Source organism: Curtobacterium sp. MCBA15_009 (genome assembly GCF_001864895.1).
In the GTDB taxonomy this organism is placed as follows: domain Bacteria; phylum Actinomycetota; class Actinomycetes; order Actinomycetales; family Microbacteriaceae; genus Curtobacterium.
Genome location: NZ_MJGO01000018.1, coordinates 1 through 266, shown reverse-complemented (window position 1 = coordinate 266; position 266 = coordinate 1). Strand labels below are relative to the sequence as shown.

At 55.3% G+C, this 266-nt stretch carries 1 rRNA gene; it reads left to right on the top strand.

The features are described 5' to 3' along the window. Window positions 1-137 precede the first annotated feature (137 nt). A 5S ribosomal RNA gene (gene rrf, locus BIU97_RS05655) occupies window positions 138-254 on the top strand. Window positions 255-266 lie beyond the last annotated feature (12 nt).

Here is a 266-nt window from a genome sequence, read left to right as displayed (position 1 = left end):
CACAATTATTTCCCACACCTCGTGTGTGGGGCTCGCGTCCACTTTGTGGTTCCCGACAGACGATCGGGAATCGAAACTGAATAACTCAGCTACAGCTGGGACAGCTTTGAGACCAAGTATGATCTGGTCGAAGGTGTTCCGGTGGTCATAGCGAGAGGGAAACGCCCGGTCACATTCCGAACCCGGAAGCTAAGCCTCTCAGCGCCGATGGTACTGCAAGGGGGACCTTGTGGGAGAGTAGGACGCCGCCGGACTTAACTCAGTAA